The organism is Pseudomonas fluorescens (assembly GCF_902498065.1).
Taxonomy (GTDB): domain Bacteria; phylum Pseudomonadota; class Gammaproteobacteria; order Pseudomonadales; family Pseudomonadaceae; genus Aquipseudomonas; species Aquipseudomonas fluorescens_BJ.
The window spans coordinates 139446-156633 of sequence record NZ_CABVIR010000004.1 but is presented as its reverse complement, the minus strand read 5'-3'; the positions used below and the strand labels follow the sequence as shown (position 1 = coordinate 156633).

The 17188-nt window shown below is 60.1% G+C and carries 16 protein-coding genes; 9 read left to right on the top strand and 7 right to left on the bottom strand.

What is annotated here, in order from left to right:
* The first annotated feature begins 9 nt into the window (after nucleotides 1–9).
* From F8N43_RS16680 to F8N43_RS16670, 3 genes are all read left to right on the top strand, one after another.
* A complete protein-coding gene (locus F8N43_RS16680) occupies nucleotides 10–627 on the top strand; it encodes a DUF1120 domain-containing protein (protein ID WP_150633426.1) in 618 nt (205 codons plus the stop codon).
* 79 nt (nucleotides 628–706) lie between these two features.
* Entirely contained in the window at nucleotides 707–1327 is a 621-nt protein-coding gene (locus F8N43_RS16675; RefSeq protein WP_150654049.1) for a DUF1120 domain-containing protein, read from the top strand.
* A gap of 108 nt (nucleotides 1328–1435) precedes the next feature.
* A complete protein-coding gene (locus F8N43_RS16670; RefSeq protein ID WP_150633428.1) occupies nucleotides 1436–2086 on the top strand; it encodes a DUF1120 domain-containing protein in 651 nt (216 codons plus the stop codon).
* Here F8N43_RS16670 and F8N43_RS16665 read toward each other — a convergent pair whose 3' ends face one another.
* From F8N43_RS16665 to F8N43_RS16640, 6 genes are all read right to left on the bottom strand, one after another.
* Nucleotides 2087–3394: a CynX/NimT family MFS transporter gene (locus tag F8N43_RS16665; RefSeq protein ID WP_150633429.1), complete on the bottom strand. Its 1308-nt coding sequence runs from the start codon at nucleotides 3392–3394 to the stop codon at nucleotides 2087–2089.
* On the bottom strand, nucleotides 3384–4043 hold the full coding sequence (locus tag F8N43_RS16660) for a FadR/GntR family transcriptional regulator (RefSeq protein ID WP_150633430.1): 660 nt from the start codon (nucleotides 4041–4043) through the stop codon (nucleotides 3384–3386). Before F8N43_RS16660 ends, F8N43_RS16665 begins: the two co-directional genes overlap by 11 nt.
* A 144-nt stretch (nucleotides 4044–4187) precedes the next feature.
* Nucleotides 4188–4952 carry an amino acid ABC transporter ATP-binding protein gene (locus tag F8N43_RS16655; protein ID WP_150639652.1) on the bottom strand — a complete coding sequence of 255 codons (765 nt, stop codon included), beginning with the start codon at nucleotides 4950–4952 and terminating at the stop codon, nucleotides 4188–4190.
* A 10-nt stretch (nucleotides 4953–4962) separates the two neighbouring features.
* Nucleotides 4963–6060, bottom strand: coding sequence for an amino acid ABC transporter permease (locus F8N43_RS16650; RefSeq protein ID WP_150633431.1), 1098 nt, complete (start codon nucleotides 6058–6060; stop codon nucleotides 4963–4965).
* A 10-nt stretch (nucleotides 6061–6070) separates the two neighbouring features.
* The gene (locus tag F8N43_RS16645; protein ID WP_150633432.1) at nucleotides 6071–7252 is read right to left on the bottom strand and encodes an amino acid ABC transporter permease; all 1182 of its coding nucleotides are present in this window, start codon (nucleotides 7250–7252) and stop codon (nucleotides 6071–6073) included.
* Between the two features lie 65 nt (nucleotides 7253–7317).
* Entirely contained in the window at nucleotides 7318–8349 is a 1032-nt protein-coding gene (locus F8N43_RS16640; RefSeq protein ID WP_017340659.1) for an amino acid ABC transporter substrate-binding protein, read from the bottom strand.
* Nucleotides 8350–8817: 468 nt separating this feature from the next.
* Here F8N43_RS16640 and F8N43_RS16635 point away from each other — a divergent pair, with 468 nt between their 5' ends.
* From F8N43_RS16635 to F8N43_RS16615, 5 genes are all read left to right on the top strand, one after another.
* Nucleotides 8818–9474 (top strand): alpha/beta hydrolase, encoded by a 657-nt coding sequence (locus F8N43_RS16635; protein WP_150633433.1) that lies wholly within the window; start codon nucleotides 8818–8820, stop codon nucleotides 9472–9474.
* A 97-nt stretch (nucleotides 9475–9571) separates the two neighbouring features.
* Nucleotides 9572–11059 (top strand): ATP-dependent RNA helicase RhlB, encoded by a 1488-nt coding sequence (gene rhlB, locus F8N43_RS16630; protein ID WP_150633434.1) that lies wholly within the window; start codon nucleotides 9572–9574, stop codon nucleotides 11057–11059.
* A gap of 128 nt (nucleotides 11060–11187) precedes the next feature.
* On the top strand, nucleotides 11188–12135 hold the full coding sequence (locus tag F8N43_RS16625) for an ornithine cyclodeaminase family protein (RefSeq protein ID WP_150639649.1): 948 nt from the start codon (nucleotides 11188–11190) through the stop codon (nucleotides 12133–12135).
* A gap of 144 nt (nucleotides 12136–12279) precedes the next feature.
* A complete protein-coding gene (locus tag F8N43_RS16620; protein ID WP_150633436.1) occupies nucleotides 12280–13407 on the top strand; it encodes an NAD(P)/FAD-dependent oxidoreductase in 1128 nt (375 codons plus the stop codon).
* Nucleotides 13408–13497: 90 nt separating this feature from the next.
* Nucleotides 13498–14124 (top strand): transcriptional regulator, encoded by a 627-nt coding sequence (locus F8N43_RS16615; protein WP_150633437.1) that lies wholly within the window; start codon nucleotides 13498–13500, stop codon nucleotides 14122–14124.
* A gap of 74 nt (nucleotides 14125–14198) precedes the next feature.
* On the opposite strand, the gene hmpA is transcribed toward F8N43_RS16615, so the two are convergent.
* Nucleotides 14199–15380, bottom strand: coding sequence for an NO-inducible flavohemoprotein (hmpA, locus tag F8N43_RS16610; protein WP_150633438.1), 1182 nt, complete (start codon nucleotides 15378–15380; stop codon nucleotides 14199–14201).
* A gap of 156 nt (nucleotides 15381–15536) precedes the next feature.
* Here hmpA and norR point away from each other — a divergent pair, with 156 nt between their 5' ends.
* Nucleotides 15537–17087 carry a nitric oxide reductase transcriptional regulator NorR gene (norR, locus tag F8N43_RS16605; RefSeq protein WP_150633439.1) on the top strand — a complete coding sequence of 517 codons (1551 nt, stop codon included), beginning with the start codon at nucleotides 15537–15539 and terminating at the stop codon, nucleotides 17085–17087.
* Nucleotides 17088–17188: the final 101 nt, after the last annotated feature.

Below are 17188 nucleotides of genomic sequence, written 5' to 3'. Positions count from 1 at the left end.
ACCTGTCCCATGAAAAAGATTCCACACGCGCTGACGATGGCGATCATCGTCCTGACTTCACCACTCACCTTCGCCTCGTCGACAGACCTGACAGTCACAGGCGTTATCACGCCGTCGTCGTGTACGCCGTCGCTTTCCGGTGGCGGGATTGTCGATTATGGCAAGATTTCTGCCAAAGACTTGAATCAGGACAAAGCCACGACACTGCCTACGCAGACATTGCAGCTCACCGTGAACTGTGACGCAGCGATCCCGTTCAGGCTGTTACCGACCGATAACAGGTCCGGCACGATTGGTGGTGACACCGATTTCGGCCTGGGCTTTATCAATGTCGATCAAAAGCTTGGTGGGTATTTACTGCGACTGATTACACCAGTGGCAGATGGTGTTGCCGTACAGCCATTGATGTCCGCTAACAATGGCAATACTTGGTTCGCATATTCTTCTCTGAACGCATCACAACTCTCGGCATTCGGCGCTGTAGGGGGCCCGACCACGCCGATTGCCATCAAGGATCTGCAGACAGACCTTAGGATCTGGACCGAAATCGCCCGCGCCGACTCACTGGACCTGACCAACGAAGTCGCTCTGGACGGCTCGGCCACCATTTCCATCGTCTACCCATAACCCCGTAGCCCGACCTTGCCCGAGGTCCTGCTTCGGGCAAGGACGGATTCCGCTCCCCCCACACAGCGAAACCTGTCCCATGAAAAAGATTCCACACGCGCTGACGATGGCGTTCATCGTCCTGACTTCACCACTCACCTTCGCCTCGTCGACAGACCTGACAGTCACAGGCCACATCACCCCGAACGCGTGCACGCCGACACTGGCCGACGGCGGCAACATCGACATCGGCAAAGTCCCTGTAAAGAACCTCAATCCAATCGCAAACACGGAAGTAGGCAACCACTACATGGCGTTCAACGTGAACTGCGATGCACCGGTCCTGTTCGCCGTGAAGTCCATCGACAATAGACCCGATACGAACATAGCTTCCCCTCTTTTTTTTGGCGTGGGACTGACCCCCGCGAATGAAAAGCTTGGCTACTTCTGGCCATATATCGCCAACCTGCAAGCTGACGGTCTGAATGCGGCCGCCATTCGATCGACGGATGGCGGAGAAAGCTGGACCCGCGCCACCACCATCAATTCGAATGAGCTTCTGGCAACAAGCATTATCGGCAACACCACACCCATTGCAGTAAAGGATCTCGCAATGCTTCTGTGGATCAATACCTACATTGCTCGCGCCGACAGCCTGACCCTGAACGACGAAGTGCCCATCGATGGCTCCATGACGCTTGAAATCAAGTACCTCCCCTGAGTCAACGCACTGAGCCGGTCGAATGCCGGTTTCGGTAAAAAAGACCGGTTCAACGCCAACCGGGGCCTGACACAGGCTGAACAAATTCCACGAAATGGACATTCACAAATGAAGCACTACTTTGCCGTACTTGCGACAACCCTGGTCATCAGCGCCACCCAACACACCTGGGCGGCGTCCACCGTTGACCTGAGCGTCAAAGGCACCATCACCCCCCTCGCCTGCACCCCGATACTGTCCAACAACGGCCTCGTCGACTACGGAAAAATCTCCCGGCAGGACCTCAGCGTCGACAAACGCACGCGACTGCGCGACCAGACGCTCGACCTCAACATTCAGTGCAATGCGCCCGCGCGTTTTGCCCTGTTGATGCGCGACAACCGCGACGGCTCGGCCATCGTCAACAGCGAGATTTACTACGGTCTTAACCACGATCACAGCCAAAATAAAATCGGCTTGTATTCGCTGAACTTCGATCCGGCCAGCACCGTGGTGGACGACCTGACGCAGGTTTATCGAACCGACTCCACCACCGGCGGCGTGGCCTGGAGTTCATCGAACAGTCGTCCCATTCCGATCGGTGCCAAAAGCTACCTGGGGTTTACCGACGTGGCCGGCAGCAGTGTCGGCCCGATTGCCATTCAAAACCTCACAAGTCGAGTGATCGTCGAAACCATCATCGCGCCCACCTCCGAACTGGACCTGAGCACCGAGGTGCAGCTCGACGGCTCGGCGACCCTGGACGTTGTTTACCTGTAGTCAGACCTTTTCGCTGACCACCTGCACGTACAACGAACGCCCGGCACCGAGGCCGGCAAGGATGGCGCCGAGGCCAATCACGCCGAAGATCCAGCCTATGGCGTTCCAGCCGCCGGTCCAGTCGTGCACGATGCCCACCGCGAACGGCCCCATGGACGCCAGGGTGTAACCGAAACCCTGGGCCATGCTCGACAGGTTGGCCGCCACGTGCGAGTCCCGCGAGCGCAACACGATCAGGGTCAACGCCAGGCTGAACGTACCGCCCTGCCCCAGACCGAGCAGAATCGCCCAGCCCCACAGGCCTTCGATCGGCGCGTAGAGGCAACCGAACAGACCGCCGAGGGTCAGCGCCATGACGATCACGATTGCCAGGCGCTGATCCTTGCCGCGCGTGGCCAGCCATGGAGCGGCCAATGAACTGGCGAGTTGAATGAGCACCGAACCCGACAGCACCAGGCCGGCCTGGGTCGGCGTCAGGCCGCGACCGATCAGGATCGATGGCAACCAGCCGAACACAATGTAGGCCAGGGAGGATTGCAGGCCCATGTACAAGGTCACTTGCCACGCCAACGGGTCACGCAACAAACCGCGCACCCGGTAGGCCACGTTGTGCGCGCCGTGTTTCTGCCCGACTTGCGGCAACCAGAAAATCGCCGCTGCCAGCGCAGGAATCACCCAGAAGCCGAGGCCCAGCGCCCAGCTTTTGTCGAAGTGCTCGCTCAATGGCACGGTCGCGCCTGCTGCCATGGCCGCGCCCAGACACAACGCCATGGTGTAGACGCCGGTCATGGTCCCGGCGTGCTTGGCGAAGTCGCGTTTGACGATGCCAGGCAACAGAACGCCGATCACGCCGATACTCGCGCCGGCCAACACGCTGCCGGCAAACAGGCCGATTTCACCGAACGAACTGCGCAGAATGATCCCCCCGGCCAACGTCAGCAGAATGCCCAACACCACGCGTTCCGCGCCGAAACGTCGCGCCAGAATTGGCGCCAACGGCGCAAACAGGCCGAGGCACAGCACCGGCAAGGTCGTCAGCAAACCGGCCTGCGCCGCCGACAGGCCGAGGCTTTTCGAGACCTCGCTGAGCATCGGCGCCATGCTCGACAGCGCCGGACGCAGGTTCAGCGCCACCAGAATCAGGCCCAGTAACAATAACCACGGGCGGCGCAGGATCGGGTGACTTTGCTGGACCGCTTCGTCATCGGCCTCGGCGTCGATCAGCAGCTCTTCAAGCTCCGCCGTGCGTTTGGCTTCGTTGATGTGGCTGTTGCGGCTGGACATGGCGTTCTCGGTTTCAAGGTTCATTGATCAACTGCCTCGACAAGGCTTTGGCGCGTTCCGGGTCGCGTTGTTCGACGGCATCGAGCAGGTCGACATGCAGGTCGAACACTGCCTGGCGACGAGGCGTGATGCTCAAGGTCTGGCGCAGTTGTGCGCCGACGACGCTGGAGAAGTAGCGATACAGCTCGCTGAGGGTAGGGTTGTGCGCGGCATCTACCAGGCGACGGTGGAACACCAGATCGCAGGCGATGTAGCTGTCGAGATCGCCGTGGTAGTGATCGCCGCTGATGTTGAGTGCCTGGCGTAATTCGATGAGGTCTTCGTCGGTCCTGCGGATCGCGGCAAGGCCGATGGCCTCGACTTCAAGGATGTGCCGTGTTTCCCGCGCCTGTTCGAGGGAGCAGCGCGACAGCGCTTTCAGGGTGTCCAGCGGATCGATCACCGCCCGCAGGTAACTGCCGTCACCCTGGCGGATTTCGATCAAACCGGAAAACGCCAACACGCGCATGGCTTCACGCACGGTGTTGCGGCTGATGCCCAGTTCTGCCGACAGCTCCGGCTCGGTGGGCAGGCGTTGGCCGACGGTCCAGACGCCTTCGGTGATGCGCAAACGCAACTGGTCCAAGGCTTGATCGACCAGGGATCGCTTAACTAATGGAGACATTTCTGACATAGGATTCGCCCTTTCATCCAATCATAGGATGAATTTTCTGACATGTTAGTCAGCTTAGTCCGGCAGGGCAAACGGTGGTGGGTTTCGGCGGGCGAAAAAAAAACCCGGAACAGCGTCCGGGTTTTTTTCATTGCCTGGCTTCGATCAATGCAGGATCTGGCTCAGGAACAGTTTGGTGCGGTCGTTCTGCGGGTTATCGAAGAAGTCGTTCGGCGCAGCCTGTTCGACGATCTCGCCCTTGTCCATGAAGATCACGCGGTTGGCCACGGTGCGGGCGAAGCCCATTTCGTGGGTCACGCAGAGCATGGTCATGCCGTCTTCGGCCAGGCCGATCATGGTGTCGAGAACTTCCTTCACCATCTCCGGGTCGAGCGCTGAAGTCGGTTCGTCGAACAGCATGATTTTCGGTTTCATGCACAGGGCACGGGCAATCGCCACACGCTGCTGCTGACCGCCGGACAATTGCCCCGGGAATTTATGCGCCTGCTCCGGAATGCGGACGCGTTCCAGGTAATGCATGGCAATTTCTTCGGCCTTGCGCTTGGGCATCTTGCGTACCCACATCGGTGCCAGGGTGCAGTTCTGCAGGATGGTCAGGTGCGGGAACAGGTTGAAGTGCTGGAACACCATGCCGACTTCGCGGCGGACCGTTTCGATCTGCTTGAGGTCGTTGGTCAGTTCCACGCCATCGACCACGATCCGGCCCTGCTGGTGTTCTTCCAGACGGTTGAGGCAACGGATCGTGGTGGATTTGCCGGAACCCGACGGGCCGCACAGGACGATACGCTCGCCCTGTTTAACGTTCAGGTTGATGTCTTTCAACACGTGGAACTGGCCGTACCACTTGTTCACGCCCTGCATCTGAATAATGCCTTCAGGGCTCACAGGCTTTTTGATTGCTTCGCTCATTACAGAACTCCTAACGCTTGTGGCCAGTGTCGAGCTTGCGTTCCAGATGCATGGAATAGCGCGACATACCAAAACAGAAAATCCAGAACACCAGGGCCGCAAACACATAGCCTTCAGTGGCCATGCCCAACCATTTCGGGTCGGCGGCGGCTTGTTTGACGCTGTTGAGCAAGTCGAACAGGCCGATGATGATCACCAGGCTCGTGTCCTTGAACAGCGCAATGAAGGTGTTGACGATGCCCGGGATCACCATCTTCAGGGCTTGCGGCAGAATCACCAGGCCCATGCTGCGCCAGTAACCGAGGCCCATCGCCGCAGCCGCTTCGTACTGACCTTTGGGAATCGCTTGCAGACCGCCGCGCACCACTTCGGCGACGTAGGCCGACTGGAACAGGATCACGCCGATCAGCGCCCGCAGCAACTTGTCGAAGTTCATGCCTTCAGGCAGGAACAACGGCAGCATCACCGAGGACATGAACAGCACCGTGATCAATGGCACGCCGCGCCAGAATTCGATGAAGGTCACGCAGACCACACGAATCGCCGGCATGTTCGAACGACGGCCCAGCGCCAGGACGATACCCAGCGGCAGGGCGCCGGCAATGCCGACGGTGGCGATCACCAGCGTCAGCATCAGGCCGCCCCACTGGCTGGTCGCCACGGTGGTCAGGCCGAACAATCCGCCATGCAGCAGGAAGTAGGCAATGATTGGGTACAGCACCAGGAAGCTCAGCCCGTACACCGCTTTACGCGGGAAGCGCGAGATGAACAACGGTGCCACGCCGATCACCGCCAGCCACACGGTCAGGTCTACGCGCCAGCGCAGGTCCACCGGGTAGTAGCCGTACATGAACTGGCCGAATCGCTGCTGGATGAACACCCAGCAGGCGCCTTCCTTGGTGCAGTCGGCGCGGGTAGTGCCGACCCAGTTGGCGTCGATGATCGCCCATTCCAGAATCGGTGGAACCACCAGGTAAATCAGGTAGAACGCGAACAGGGTCAGCAGGGTGTTGAGCCAGCTGGAGAACATGTTCGCGCGCATCCACGCCATCGGCCCGAAGACTTTGCTTGGTGGCGGCATGTCAGGTTTGAAAGTATGAGTACTCATGCGCTTTTCCTTACCGCTCGATCAGCGCAATGCGCTTGTTGTACCAGTTCATCAGCAGGGAAATGCTGATACTGATCGCCAGGTACACGCTCATGGTGATGGCAATGACTTCGATCGCCTGCCCGGTCTGGTTCAGCACCGTACCGGCAAACAACGAGACCATTTCCGGATAACCGATACCGGCCGCCAGCGAGGAGTTTTTCGCCAGGTTCAGGTATTGGCTGGTCAGCGGTGGAATGATCACGCGCAGGGCTTGCGGGATGATCACCTTGCGCAGGGTCGGACCGTTGCGCAGGCCCAGCGAGTGTGCCGCTTCGGTCTGGCCGTGGCTGACCGACTTGATGCCCGAACGCACGATCTCGGCGATGAACGCCGCGGTGTACACGGTCAGGGCCAGGGTCAGCGCCAGCAGTTCCGGGATCAGCACCCAGCCACCGACGAAGTTGAAACCTTGCAGCTTGGGCATTTCCCAGTGCACGGGCGCGCCGAAGATCAGTGCGCACAGCGCCGGGATCACCAGGAACAACGCCAGGCCGGTCCAGAACTTGTGGAACGGAACACCGGTGGCTTCGAAACGCTTGTTGGCCCAGCGGCACATCAGCACGATGGCGACGATGGCCACGACGACGCTGACCACAAACGGCCAGAAACCATCCGCCGTCAACGCGGCCGGCATGTTCAGGCCGCGGCTGCTGACGAAGAAGGTGTCGCCGAAATTATGACTGTTGCGTGGCCCCGGCATGGTCAGGAACACCGCGAAGTACCAGAACAGGATTTGCAGCAGCGGCGGAATGTTGCGGAAGACTTCCACATAAACAGTCGCCAGCTTGGCGATGATCCAGTTCTTCGACAGCCGTGACACGCCGACGATGAACCCGAGGATCGTCGCCAGGATCACGCCGATGAAAGTCACCAGCAGCGTGTTGAGCAGGCCGATGACAAACACCCGGGCATAGCTGTCCGATTCGGTGTAGTCGATCAGGGTTTGAGCGATGCCGAAACCGGCACTGCGCTCCAGAAAGCTGAAACCGGAGGTGATGCCCCGGTGTTCAAGGTTGGTCTGCGTGTTGTCGAACAGATACCAGCCCATCGAGACCACCGCCACAATGGTGATGATCTGAAATAGCCACGCACGCACTTTGGGATCGCTGAGGCTGAGCCTCTGCTTTGGTGCGCCGATTGAATTTTGCATGAAGTGCCCCGGATGTAATGGAACAGAACATCACCCGGCGGTTGGCCCACCGGGTGATAGAACCATCAGCGCACTGGTGGTGCGTATTGAATGCCGCCGTTGTTCCACAGAGCGTTCAGCCCGCGGTCAATTTCCAGAGGAGTGCTCTTGCCGAGGTTCTTCTCGAACACTTCGCCATAGTTACCCACTTGCTTGACGATCTGGACGACCCAGTCTTTCTTCACTTTCAGGTCTTTGCCGTATTCACCGTCGGTACCCAGCAGACGTGCAACGTCCGGGTTCTTGGTGCCCTTGGCTTCGGCTTCAACGTTTTTCGAGGTCACGCCTGCTTCTTCAGCGTTGAGCATGGCGTAGCCAACCCAGCGCACGATAGCCAGCCACTCGTCATCGCCGTTACGCACGACCGGGCCCAGCGGTTCCTTGGAAATGGTTTCCGGCAGAACCACGTAGTCCTTCGGCGAAGCCAGCTTGCTGCGCTGGGCAAACAGTTGGGACTTGTCGGAAGTCAGTACGTCGCAACGACCCGATTCCAGCGACTTGGCGCTTTCATCGGAGGTGTCGAAAGTGATCGGGGTGTATTTCAGACCGTTGCCACGGAAGTAGTCGGAAACGTTCAGCTCGGTGGTGGTGCCGGCCTGGATGCAGATGGTCGCGCCGTCCAGTTCCTTGGCGCTCTTGACGCCGAGTTTGTTGTTAACCAGGAAGCCGATGCCGTCGTAGTAAGTGATGAAGCCTGGGAATTTCAGACCCATGCCCGAGTCACGGGAGCTGGTCATGGTGGTGTTGCGCGACAGGATGTCGATTTCGCCGGACTGCAGCGCGGTGAAGCGCTCCTTGGCGTTCAACTGACTGAACTTGACCTTGGTCGCGTCGCCAAAGACGGCAGCGGCGACAGCACGGCAGTAGTCAGCATCGATACCAACGATCTTGCCAGTGGAATCCGGAACCGAAAAACCAGGCAGGCCATCACTGACGCCGCACTGTACGAAACCTTTCTTCTGCACTGCATCCAGGGTTGCACCCGCCTGAGCGAACCCGCTGACACCGAGTACTGCGGCTGCAGTCACGATGGCCAGGGTGGATTTCAACATCTTCATTCAAACCTCCAGTTTTGCTCTTGTTGTGTCGGAGCTTGAGTCCAGTCGCACCCTTATGAGGCGTAGTCGACCCGTGTTGGCTTTTTTTAGGGTCAACCGACGTAGGACCTGCGCTATGAGTCTAGTAGGAGAAAATCCACATAATGGACCACTCACTTCTCACCAATCGGCCGAACGGGCTGTAGCCCTTTCACGTTCGCGAAGCCCGTAGCGGCCGCTGGCGAACATCCATCACCGGATTTTTTGCTATCCCACCAGGAACGATGGCCTGCATAGTGTTACCGACAGGCGTGGGATTTTCGTACAGGCTTTCCCATAGCAAAGCCCGTACCAGACCGCACGCTAAAGCGATTCAGCGACAGGTCAATAGCAAAACTTGTAGCCTTGCGACATCTTCTTAACGGATCAACCAGACGCGCACTGACATCTCGCACTTAATGAGAGCGCACGCACACAATTGGAGCAGCCATGACCGAGCCCTTGATTCTTCAACCCGTCAAGCCCGCAGATGCCTGCGTTATCTGGCTGCACGGCCTGGGCGCCGACCGTTACGACTTCCTGCCCGTGGCCGAAGCGCTGCAGGAAAGCCTGCTGACCACCCGCTTCGTCCTGCCTCAGGCTCCGACCCGTGCGGTGACCATTAATGGTGGTTACGAGATGCCGAGCTGGTACGACATTCTGGCCATGAGCCCGGCGCGGGCGATCAGCCGCGAGCAGCTGGAAGAGTCGGCGCAAAGGGTGATTGATTTGATCGAAGAGCAGCGCGCGGGCGGAATAGACGCCTCGCGGATTTTCCTGGCAGGTTTTTCCCAGGGCGGCGCCGTGGTATTCCACACCGCGTTTGTGAAATGGCAAGGAGCATTGGGCGGCGTACTTGCCCTCTCGACTTATGCACCGACCTTCAACGATCAACTGCAACTCTCCGCGAGCCAACAGCGTATTCCGGTGCTGTCCCTGCACGGCCAGTACGATGACGTGGTGCAGAACTCGATGGGTCGCACCGCTTATGAGTATTTAAAGCAGCATGGTGTCACCGTGACATGGCAGGAATACCCAATGGGTCACGAAGTGTTACCCGAGGAAATTCGCGACATCGACGTCTGGCTCGCTGAACGCTTGCGTTAACGGCCCGGCGAAAAACAGCCCATTGATCCATCCCCCTACGCCGCGCCCGATTCTTGCATTACACTGGCCGCCGTATATTCCTTAATCAATTGATGAGATGACCGTGCTCAAAGCACTCAAGAAAATGTTCGGTAAAAGCGAGACTGAGCAGCTCGCGCCAGTCTCCAGCGCTCCGTCTCACGCCCCCAGCCACCGCACCGACGGTAATCAGTCTGGCCGGACCGCCCCCGTAGCGGCACCGAAACAAGAGCCTGTCGCGGCACCGGCCCTCCCGCCTGTTGAAGAGGCGGCCCCCGAACAACCGCGCAGCGAAGCGCCGAAACCGGCAAAACCGCGTCGCGAACCCAAGCCAAAGGCGCCGGTCATTCCCTGGAAACTCGAAGACTTCGTCGTCGAACCCCAGGAAGGCAAAACCCGATTCCACGATTTCAAACTCGCCCCGGAACTGATGCACGCCATCCAGGACCTCGGCTTCCCGTATTGCACGCCGATCCAGGCTCAGGTGCTGGGCTTCACCCTCGCCGGCAAAGACGCCATCGGGCGCGCCCAGACCGGTACCGGCAAAACCGCCGCGTTCCTGATTTCGATCATCACCCAATTGCTGCAAACCCCGCCGCCGAAAGAGCGCTACATGGGCGAGCCACGGGCGCTGATCATCGCGCCGACCCGTGAGTTGGTGGTGCAGATCGCTAAAGACGCCGCCGACCTGACCAAGTACACCGGCCTCAACGTCATGACGTTTGTCGGCGGCATGGACTTCGACAAGCAGCTCAAGCACCTCGAAGCGCGTCATTGCGACATCCTCGTCGCAACCCCGGGCCGCTTGCTCGACTTCAACCAGCGCGGCGACGTGCACCTGGACATGGTCGAAGTCATGGTCCTGGACGAAGCCGACCGCATGCTCGACATGGGCTTCATCCCGCAAGTGCGTCAGATCATTCGCCAGACGCCGCCGAAGAACGAGCGTCAGACGCTGCTGTTCTCCGCGACCTTCACCGAAGACGTGATGAACCTCGCCAAGCAATGGACCACCGACCCGTCGATCGTCGAGATCGAGTCGCAGAACGTGGCCAGCGAAAACGTCGAGCAGCACATCTACGCGGTGGCCGGCGCCGACAAGTACAAACTGCTCTACAACCTGGTCAACGACAACGGTTGGGAGCGGGTGATGGTCTTCGCCAACCGCAAGGATGAAGTGCGGCGCATCGAAGAACGCCTGGTACGCGATGGCGTCAACGCCGCGCAACTGTCCGGCGATGTGCCGCAACACAAGCGCATCAAGACACTTGAAGGCTTTCGCGAAGGCAAGATCCGCGTGCTGGTGGCCACCGATGTCGCCGGTCGCGGCATTCACATCGACGGCATCAGCCACGTGATCAACTTCACCCTGCCGGAAGTGCCGGATGACTACGTGCACCGTATCGGTCGTACCGGTCGTGCCGGCGCCGACGGTGTGTCGATCAGTTTTGCCGGGGAAGACGACTCCTACCAGCTACCGTCCATCGAGGCGCTGCTGGGTCGCAAGATCAGCTGTGAAACACCACCGACGCATCTGTTGCGGGCGGTTGAGCGCAAGCGTCCGTAACAGCGGTTCGCAATAAAAGAGGCGCAGCCGGCAACGGACTGCGCTTTTTTTTCGCCCCGGATATTGCTCGCGACAACTAAAAGTCCATAATAGACAAATTAGTTTACTTCCAGCTCCCGGAGCCGACCATGTCCAGCACGCCTTATGTAATCACCCAACCCCAGGCCCGCGAACTGCTGGCACAGGTCGACGTTCCGCAGATACTGCGCAAGCTGTTCCGCGACCTGGCCGCCGGGCAGGCTGTGCAGCCGGCGCAGCAACTGGTGGAATTTCCCAAGGGGGCAGGCGACTTCATCAACTACCTGGGTGTGCTGGCCGAAGACGGAGTTTACGGGGTGAAGACGTCGCCCTACATCGTGCGCGAACAAGGCCCGCTAGTGACTGCGTGGACCTTGCTGATGTCGATGCAGACCGGCCAGCCGCTGCTGCTGTGCGATGCCGGTGAACTGACCGTTGCGCGCACCGCAGCAGCGACCGCCGTTGCGGTGGACGCCCTCGCGCCGCTTGAAGCCCGACGCCTGGCGATCATCGGCAGCGGCAAAGTGGCCCAGGCGCACCTGCATTACGTGAAGAACCTGCGGGACTGGCAAAGCATCAGCCTCTACTCACAAGGCCTGAACGATCTGAGTCCAGACGCACTGGCTCAGCTCAAAGGTCTCGACCCACGCCTGACCCTGGTCGACAGTTGTGAAGCAGCCCTTCAGGAAGCCGATGTGATCATGCTGTGCACGTCGTCAGCAGGGCCAGTGATGAATCCGGCAACCCTGAGCAAACCAGCGTTGATAACCTCCATCAGTACCAACGCACCGCGCGCCCACGAAGTGCCGCCGCAGAGCCTCAACGACATGCACGTCTTCTGCGATTATCGTCTGACCACGCCAGGCTCGGCGGGCGAAATGCTGATTGCCGGCGAACAGCATGGTTGGGACAGGAACGCGATCGTCGGCGACTTGCCGGATTTGATCAGCGAAAAGGTCCAGCGCCCCGATTACGACCGCCACGTATTCTTCCGCTCGATCGGCCTGGGCCTGGAAGACATCGCGGTGGCTAACGCCATCTACCGCCTGCAGCACTGACACCACAAACCCTGTGGGAGCGGGCTTGCCCGCGATGCAGACGCCAGGCTCAATCAGGCACACCGCGGTGATGCAATCGCGGGCAAGCCCGGCTCCCACAGGTTTCTCTTTAGCAATGGCATTTACGCTCGACAGGAGACGTTCATGAGCCAGGCAGACTTCATCATCATCGGCGGCGGGATCGCCGGCGCTTCCACCGGTTTCTGGCTGTCGCAGCACGCCCGAGTGATCGTACTCGAACGCGAATCCCATCCGGCCTATCACTCCACCGGACGCTCGGCTGCGCTGTTCACCGCTGCGTATGGAACACCGCAAGTCCGGGCACTGACCCAGGCCAGCCGCGATTTCTTCGACGCCCCGCCCGCCGGTTTCTGCGAACACCCGCTGCTGACCCCGCGCGGCGAAATGACCGTGGACTTCACCGGCGACCCGGACGAACTCAACAATCAATACCTGAGCGCCAAAGCCACGGTGCCGGAAATGCAACTGCTCAGCGCCGATGAAGCCTGCCTGCGCCTGCCGATCCTGCGCCGGGAAAAAGTTCATGGCGCGATCTACGATCCGACCGCCAGCGACATCGACACCGACGCCTTGCATCAGGGTTACCTGCGCGGTATCCGACGCAATAAAAGTGAAGTGCATACCGACACGGAAGTCCTGAGCCTGACCCGCGACGGCGAAGGCATGTGGCAGGTCCAGACCAACAGCCAGACCTTCAGCGCCCCGGTCATCATCAACGCCGCCGGCGCCTGGGCAGACAAGATCGGCGAACTGGCCGGCGCCAGGCCGCTGGGTCTGCAACCCAAGCGCCGTGCGGCGTTCATCTTCGCCGGACCGGAAGGCGTGGACATCCACCATTGGCCGATGCTGGTCAGCCTCGATGAATCGTTCTACATGAAGCCCGACGCCGGCATGTTCCTCGGCTCACCGGCCAACGCCGACCCGGTTGAACCGCACGACGTGCAACCCGAAGAACTCGACATCGCCATGGGCATCTATCAGATCGAAGAAGCCACCACCCTGACCATCCGCCGTCCGACCCGCACCTGGGCCGGCCTGCGCAGCTTCGTGGCTGACGGCGATTTGCTGTCCGGCTTCGATCTGCAGGTGCCGGGGCTGTTCTGGGTTGCGGCGCAAGGCGGCTACGGCATCCAGACCTCGCCCGCCATGGGCCAGGCCAGCGCCGCGCTGGTACGCGGTGAAGCACTGCCCGAGCAACTCACGCGCTTCGGCCTGGATGCCGGGATGCTCTCCCCCGCTCGCCTGGGCTGATCCACGTGCTCAGGTGACGTGTCGACACGATTACGGCAAACTTCCAGCGCCCTTTTTGCAGGGCGCTGACGCTGCCTGGAGCTCCATTGTATGAACGCACCTGTTAAAGACCCGGCCCTGGACAACTTCCGCGCGATTGCCGATGCCATCGCCACGTTGTTCTTTCCCCACGCCGAGGTGGTGCTGCACGATCTGCGCACGCAAAAGATCGATTACATCGCCAATAACCTGTCGAAGCGGGAAGTCGGTGACGATGCCGCGCTGGAAGACATGCTCAGCGATGACATCAGCGAACGGAACATCGGCCCGTACGAAAAGTTGAATTGGGATGGTCAGAAGATTCGCAGCCTGAGCAGCGTGCTGCGCGACAGCGACGGTCATCCGCTGGCGGTGCTGTGCATCAACCTGAACATTTCACTGTTCGAAAATGCCAAGGCCGCGCTGGACTTGTTCCTGTCGCCGAACAAATTGATCCCGCAACCGGACTCACTGTTCCGCGATGACTGGCAGGAGCGGATCAACACCTTCCTCCACGGCTGGCTGCGCGAACGCCAGCTGAGCCTGAACCTGCTGACCCGCGACCACAAACGCGAACTGGTGCTGGCCTTGCACGCCGAAGGCGCCTTCAAGGGCAAAAGCGCCTCCAACTATGTGGCCAACGTGCTGAACATGGGACGGGCGACGGTATACAAGCATTTGAAGGAATTGAAGGGCTGAAAGCCCCGTGTTTTGCCGGCGATGGCGAATTTGAGTACGCCATCGCCGGCAAGCCGGGCGTCTGCGATCAGCGATTATTCAAGCGCTGAAGCCGGGCCGAAGAACTCGTAGCGGCTTTGCTTCTCCGGTACACCCAAGGCTTTGAGGTGACGCTTCACCGCCGCCATGAAACCTTTAGGCCCGAGGAAGTACGCATCCAGATCGCGCTGTTGCGGCAACCACTCGCCCAGTTGTTCCTGACTCAACAACCCGACCTTGTGCGCTGCCGGGCTGACGCCGTCATCTTCGTCGTAGCAATAGAAGCGCTTGAGTTGCGGGTGACGTTCGGCCAATCCATCGATCCAGTCGCGGAAAGCGTGAACACTGCCATTGCGTGCGCAGTGGATAAAATGCACCGGCCGCTGGGTTTCCAGCGCCGCCTCGAGCATGGCCAGGGTCGGGGTGATGCCTACGCCGCCGCTGATCAGCACCAACGGTTTGTCGCTGTCGGTCAGGGTGAATTCGCCCGACGGCGGGAACAGCTGAATGCTGGAACCGACGTGCAATTGATCGTGCAGATGGTTCGAGGCGCGGCCACCGTCTTCACGCTTGACGCTGATGCGGTACTGGCCTTTGTTCGCCAGGGCTGACAGCGAATAGTTACGACGAATTTCTTCGCCATCGAGGATCAGTTTCATGCCGATGTACTGGCCAGGCTCTGCGGCGAGGATCGGACCTTTGTCCGCCGGCTCGAAGTAGAACGAGGTGATTTCCGCGCTTTCCTCGATTTTAGCCGCGACGATGAATTCCCGCGCGCCGCGCCAGCCGCCCGGCGCCTGTTCTTTTTGGTCGTAGATGCTGGTTTCGGCGCCGATCAGGATCTCGGCCAGTTGACCGTAAGCGGCGCCCCAGGCGCTCATCACTTCCGGCGTGGCGATCTCGTCACCCAGCACTTCGGAAATCGCCCGCAACAGGCAGGTGCCGACAATCGGATAGTGTTCCGGAAGAATTTGCAGGGCCACGTGCTTGTTGATGATCTTGGCCACCAGGTCGCCCAACTGGTCGAGCTGATCGATATGGCGCGCGTACATCAACACGCCGTTTGCCAGGGCGCGGGGTTGATCACCGCTGGCCTGGTGAGCCTGGTTGAACAGCGGGCGGACTTCCGGGTATTCGGAGAGCATCATGCGGTAGAAATGCGTGATCAATGCTTCGCCGCCGCTTTCCAGCAACGGTACAGTGGATTTGACGATTGCACGGTCTTGAACGCTGAGCATAAGGTGACTCCTGAGCTACTTGGTTTTCTAATTGATTGCTCTCTCCTTATCAGTTTCCGTGCCAGCTATTTAATCGTTATAAATCAACATGTTAAAAACATCATAGTCATAACGACACGGCCTGACTTATAGTCATCTCGACTACATGGAGTCACTATGACTGCAAAATCCTTGCTCACCACATTGCTTCCCCTGGTCTCGGACCTGTCCCGCGAACTCCCCGAGGGCGAGCGCTATCGGCGCCTGCTCGAAGCCATGCGCGCCCTGCTCCCCTGCGATGCCGCCGCACTGTTGCGCCTCGATGGCGACTGGCTGGTGCCGCTGGCCGTCGACGGGTTGAGCACCGACACCCTCGGCCGACGCTTCAAGGTCAGCGAACACCCGCGTTTCGAAGCGCTGCTGAGCAGCCCCGGGCCGACCCGTTTTGCCGCCGACAGCGACCTGCCCGACCCTTACGACGGCTTGGTCGATGGCCTCCATGAACACCTGGAAGTCCACGATTGCATGGGCTGCCCGCTGTTTATCGACGAGCGCCCGTGGGGTTTGCTGACCCTGGACGCCCTCGACCCGGAACGTTTCGAACCGATCGAACTGGACGCCCTGCAGGCCTTCGCCAGCCTCGCCGCCGCCACGGTCAATGCCGCCGAGCGCATCGAGCGGCTGGCCAATCGTGTCGAAGACGAACATCAGCGCGCCGAGGTGTACCGACAGGCCAGCGGCCAGCAGAACCGCGAGATGATCGGCCAGAGCAAGGCGCACAAACGTTTGGTGGAGGAAGTCAGCCTGGTCGGCGGCAGCGACCTGACCGTGCTGATTACCGGTGAAACCGGGGTCGGCAAAGAACTGGTGGCCCAGGCGATTCACGCCGCCTCGCCCCGGGCCGACAAGCCGATCATCAGCCTCAACTGCGCCGCGCTGCCGGACACGCTGGTGGAAAGCGAATTGTTCGGCCATGTGCGCGGCGCCTTTACCGGGGCGACCAGCGATCGTCGCGGCAAATTCGAACTGGCCAATGGCGGCACACTGTTTCTCGATGAAGTCGGCGAACTGTCGCTGACGGTGCAGGCCAAATTGCTACGGGTTTTGCAAAGCGGTCAATTGCAGCGGCTGGGCTCGGACAAGGAGCATCAGGTCGACGTGCGACTCATCGCCGCGACCAACCGTGATCTGGCCGAGGAAGTGCGCAGCGGCCGCTATCGCGCCGATTTCTACCATCGCTTGAGCGTTTACCCGCTATTGGTGCCGGCCCTGCGGGATCGCGGGCGGGATGTGCTGCTGCTCAGCGGTTTCTTCCTTGAGCAGAACCGTTCGCGCATGGGCCTCAACAGCCTGCGCCTCAACAGTGACGCTCAAACGGCGTTGCTGGCGTATGACTGGCCGGGCAATGTTCGGGAACTGGAGCACTTGATTGGCCGGAGCGCGCTGAAAGCGCTGGGTAACTGCAAGGAACGGCCGAAGATTCTCAGCCTGAGTGCGGCGGACCTGGATTTGCCCAATGGCCGTGTTGAAGCGGCGGCCGAACAACCGGTCGCGGCTCCGCTGGCGTTGGTGTCGGGGGATTTGCGTGAGGCGACTGAACATTACCAACGGCAATTGATCAGCGCTTGCCTGGAACGGCACCACGATAATTGGGCGAGCGCGGCGCGTGAGCTAGGCTTGGATCGGGCGAATCTCGGGCGGATGGCCAAGCGATTGGGTTTGAAGTGATGACCCATCGCGAGCAGCCTCGTTCCCGCAGTGGATTTGTGAACGGCACAGATCAAATGTGGGAGCGAGCCTGTTCGCGATATCGTCTTACCATTCAACCG

What these genes read in the sequence shown, in the direction of transcription:
- hmpA (WP_150633438.1), bottom strand. Translation starts at nt 15,380, where the DNA reads ATGCTCAGCGTTCAAGACCGTGCAATCGTCAAATCCACTGTACCGTTG.
- F8N43_RS16640 (WP_017340659.1), bottom strand. Translation starts at nt 8,349, where the DNA reads ATGAAGATGTTGAAATCCACCCTGGCCATCGTGACTGCAGCCGCAGTA.
- F8N43_RS16680 (WP_150633426.1), top strand. Translation starts at nt 10, where the DNA reads ATGAAAAAGATTCCACACGCGCTGACGATGGCGATCATCGTCCTGACT.
- F8N43_RS16675 (WP_150654049.1), top strand. Translation starts at nt 707, where the DNA reads ATGAAAAAGATTCCACACGCGCTGACGATGGCGTTCATCGTCCTGACT.
- norR (WP_150633439.1), top strand. Translation starts at nt 15,537, where the DNA reads ATGACTGCAAAATCCTTGCTCACCACATTGCTTCCCCTGGTCTCGGAC.
- F8N43_RS16620 (WP_150633436.1), top strand. Translation starts at nt 12,280, where the DNA reads ATGAGCCAGGCAGACTTCATCATCATCGGCGGCGGGATCGCCGGCGCT.
- F8N43_RS16650 (WP_150633431.1), bottom strand. Translation starts at nt 6,060, where the DNA reads ATGAGTACTCATACTTTCAAACCTGACATGCCGCCACCAAGCAAAGTC.
- F8N43_RS16625 (WP_150639649.1), top strand. Translation starts at nt 11,188, where the DNA reads ATGTCCAGCACGCCTTATGTAATCACCCAACCCCAGGCCCGCGAACTG.
- F8N43_RS16615 (WP_150633437.1), top strand. Translation starts at nt 13,498, where the DNA reads ATGAACGCACCTGTTAAAGACCCGGCCCTGGACAACTTCCGCGCGATT.
- F8N43_RS16660 (WP_150633430.1), bottom strand. Translation starts at nt 4,043, where the DNA reads ATGTCAGAAATGTCTCCATTAGTTAAGCGATCCCTGGTCGATCAAGCC.
- F8N43_RS16665 (WP_150633429.1), bottom strand. Translation starts at nt 3,394, where the DNA reads ATGAACCTTGAAACCGAGAACGCCATGTCCAGCCGCAACAGCCACATC.
- F8N43_RS16635 (WP_150633433.1), top strand. Translation starts at nt 8,818, where the DNA reads ATGACCGAGCCCTTGATTCTTCAACCCGTCAAGCCCGCAGATGCCTGC.
- rhlB (WP_150633434.1), top strand. Translation starts at nt 9,572, where the DNA reads ATGACCGTGCTCAAAGCACTCAAGAAAATGTTCGGTAAAAGCGAGACT.
- F8N43_RS16655 (WP_150639652.1), bottom strand. Translation starts at nt 4,952, where the DNA reads ATGAGCGAAGCAATCAAAAAGCCTGTGAGCCCTGAAGGCATTATTCAG.
- F8N43_RS16670 (WP_150633428.1), top strand. Translation starts at nt 1,436, where the DNA reads ATGAAGCACTACTTTGCCGTACTTGCGACAACCCTGGTCATCAGCGCC.
- F8N43_RS16645 (WP_150633432.1), bottom strand. Translation starts at nt 7,252, where the DNA reads ATGCAAAATTCAATCGGCGCACCAAAGCAGAGGCTCAGCCTCAGCGAT.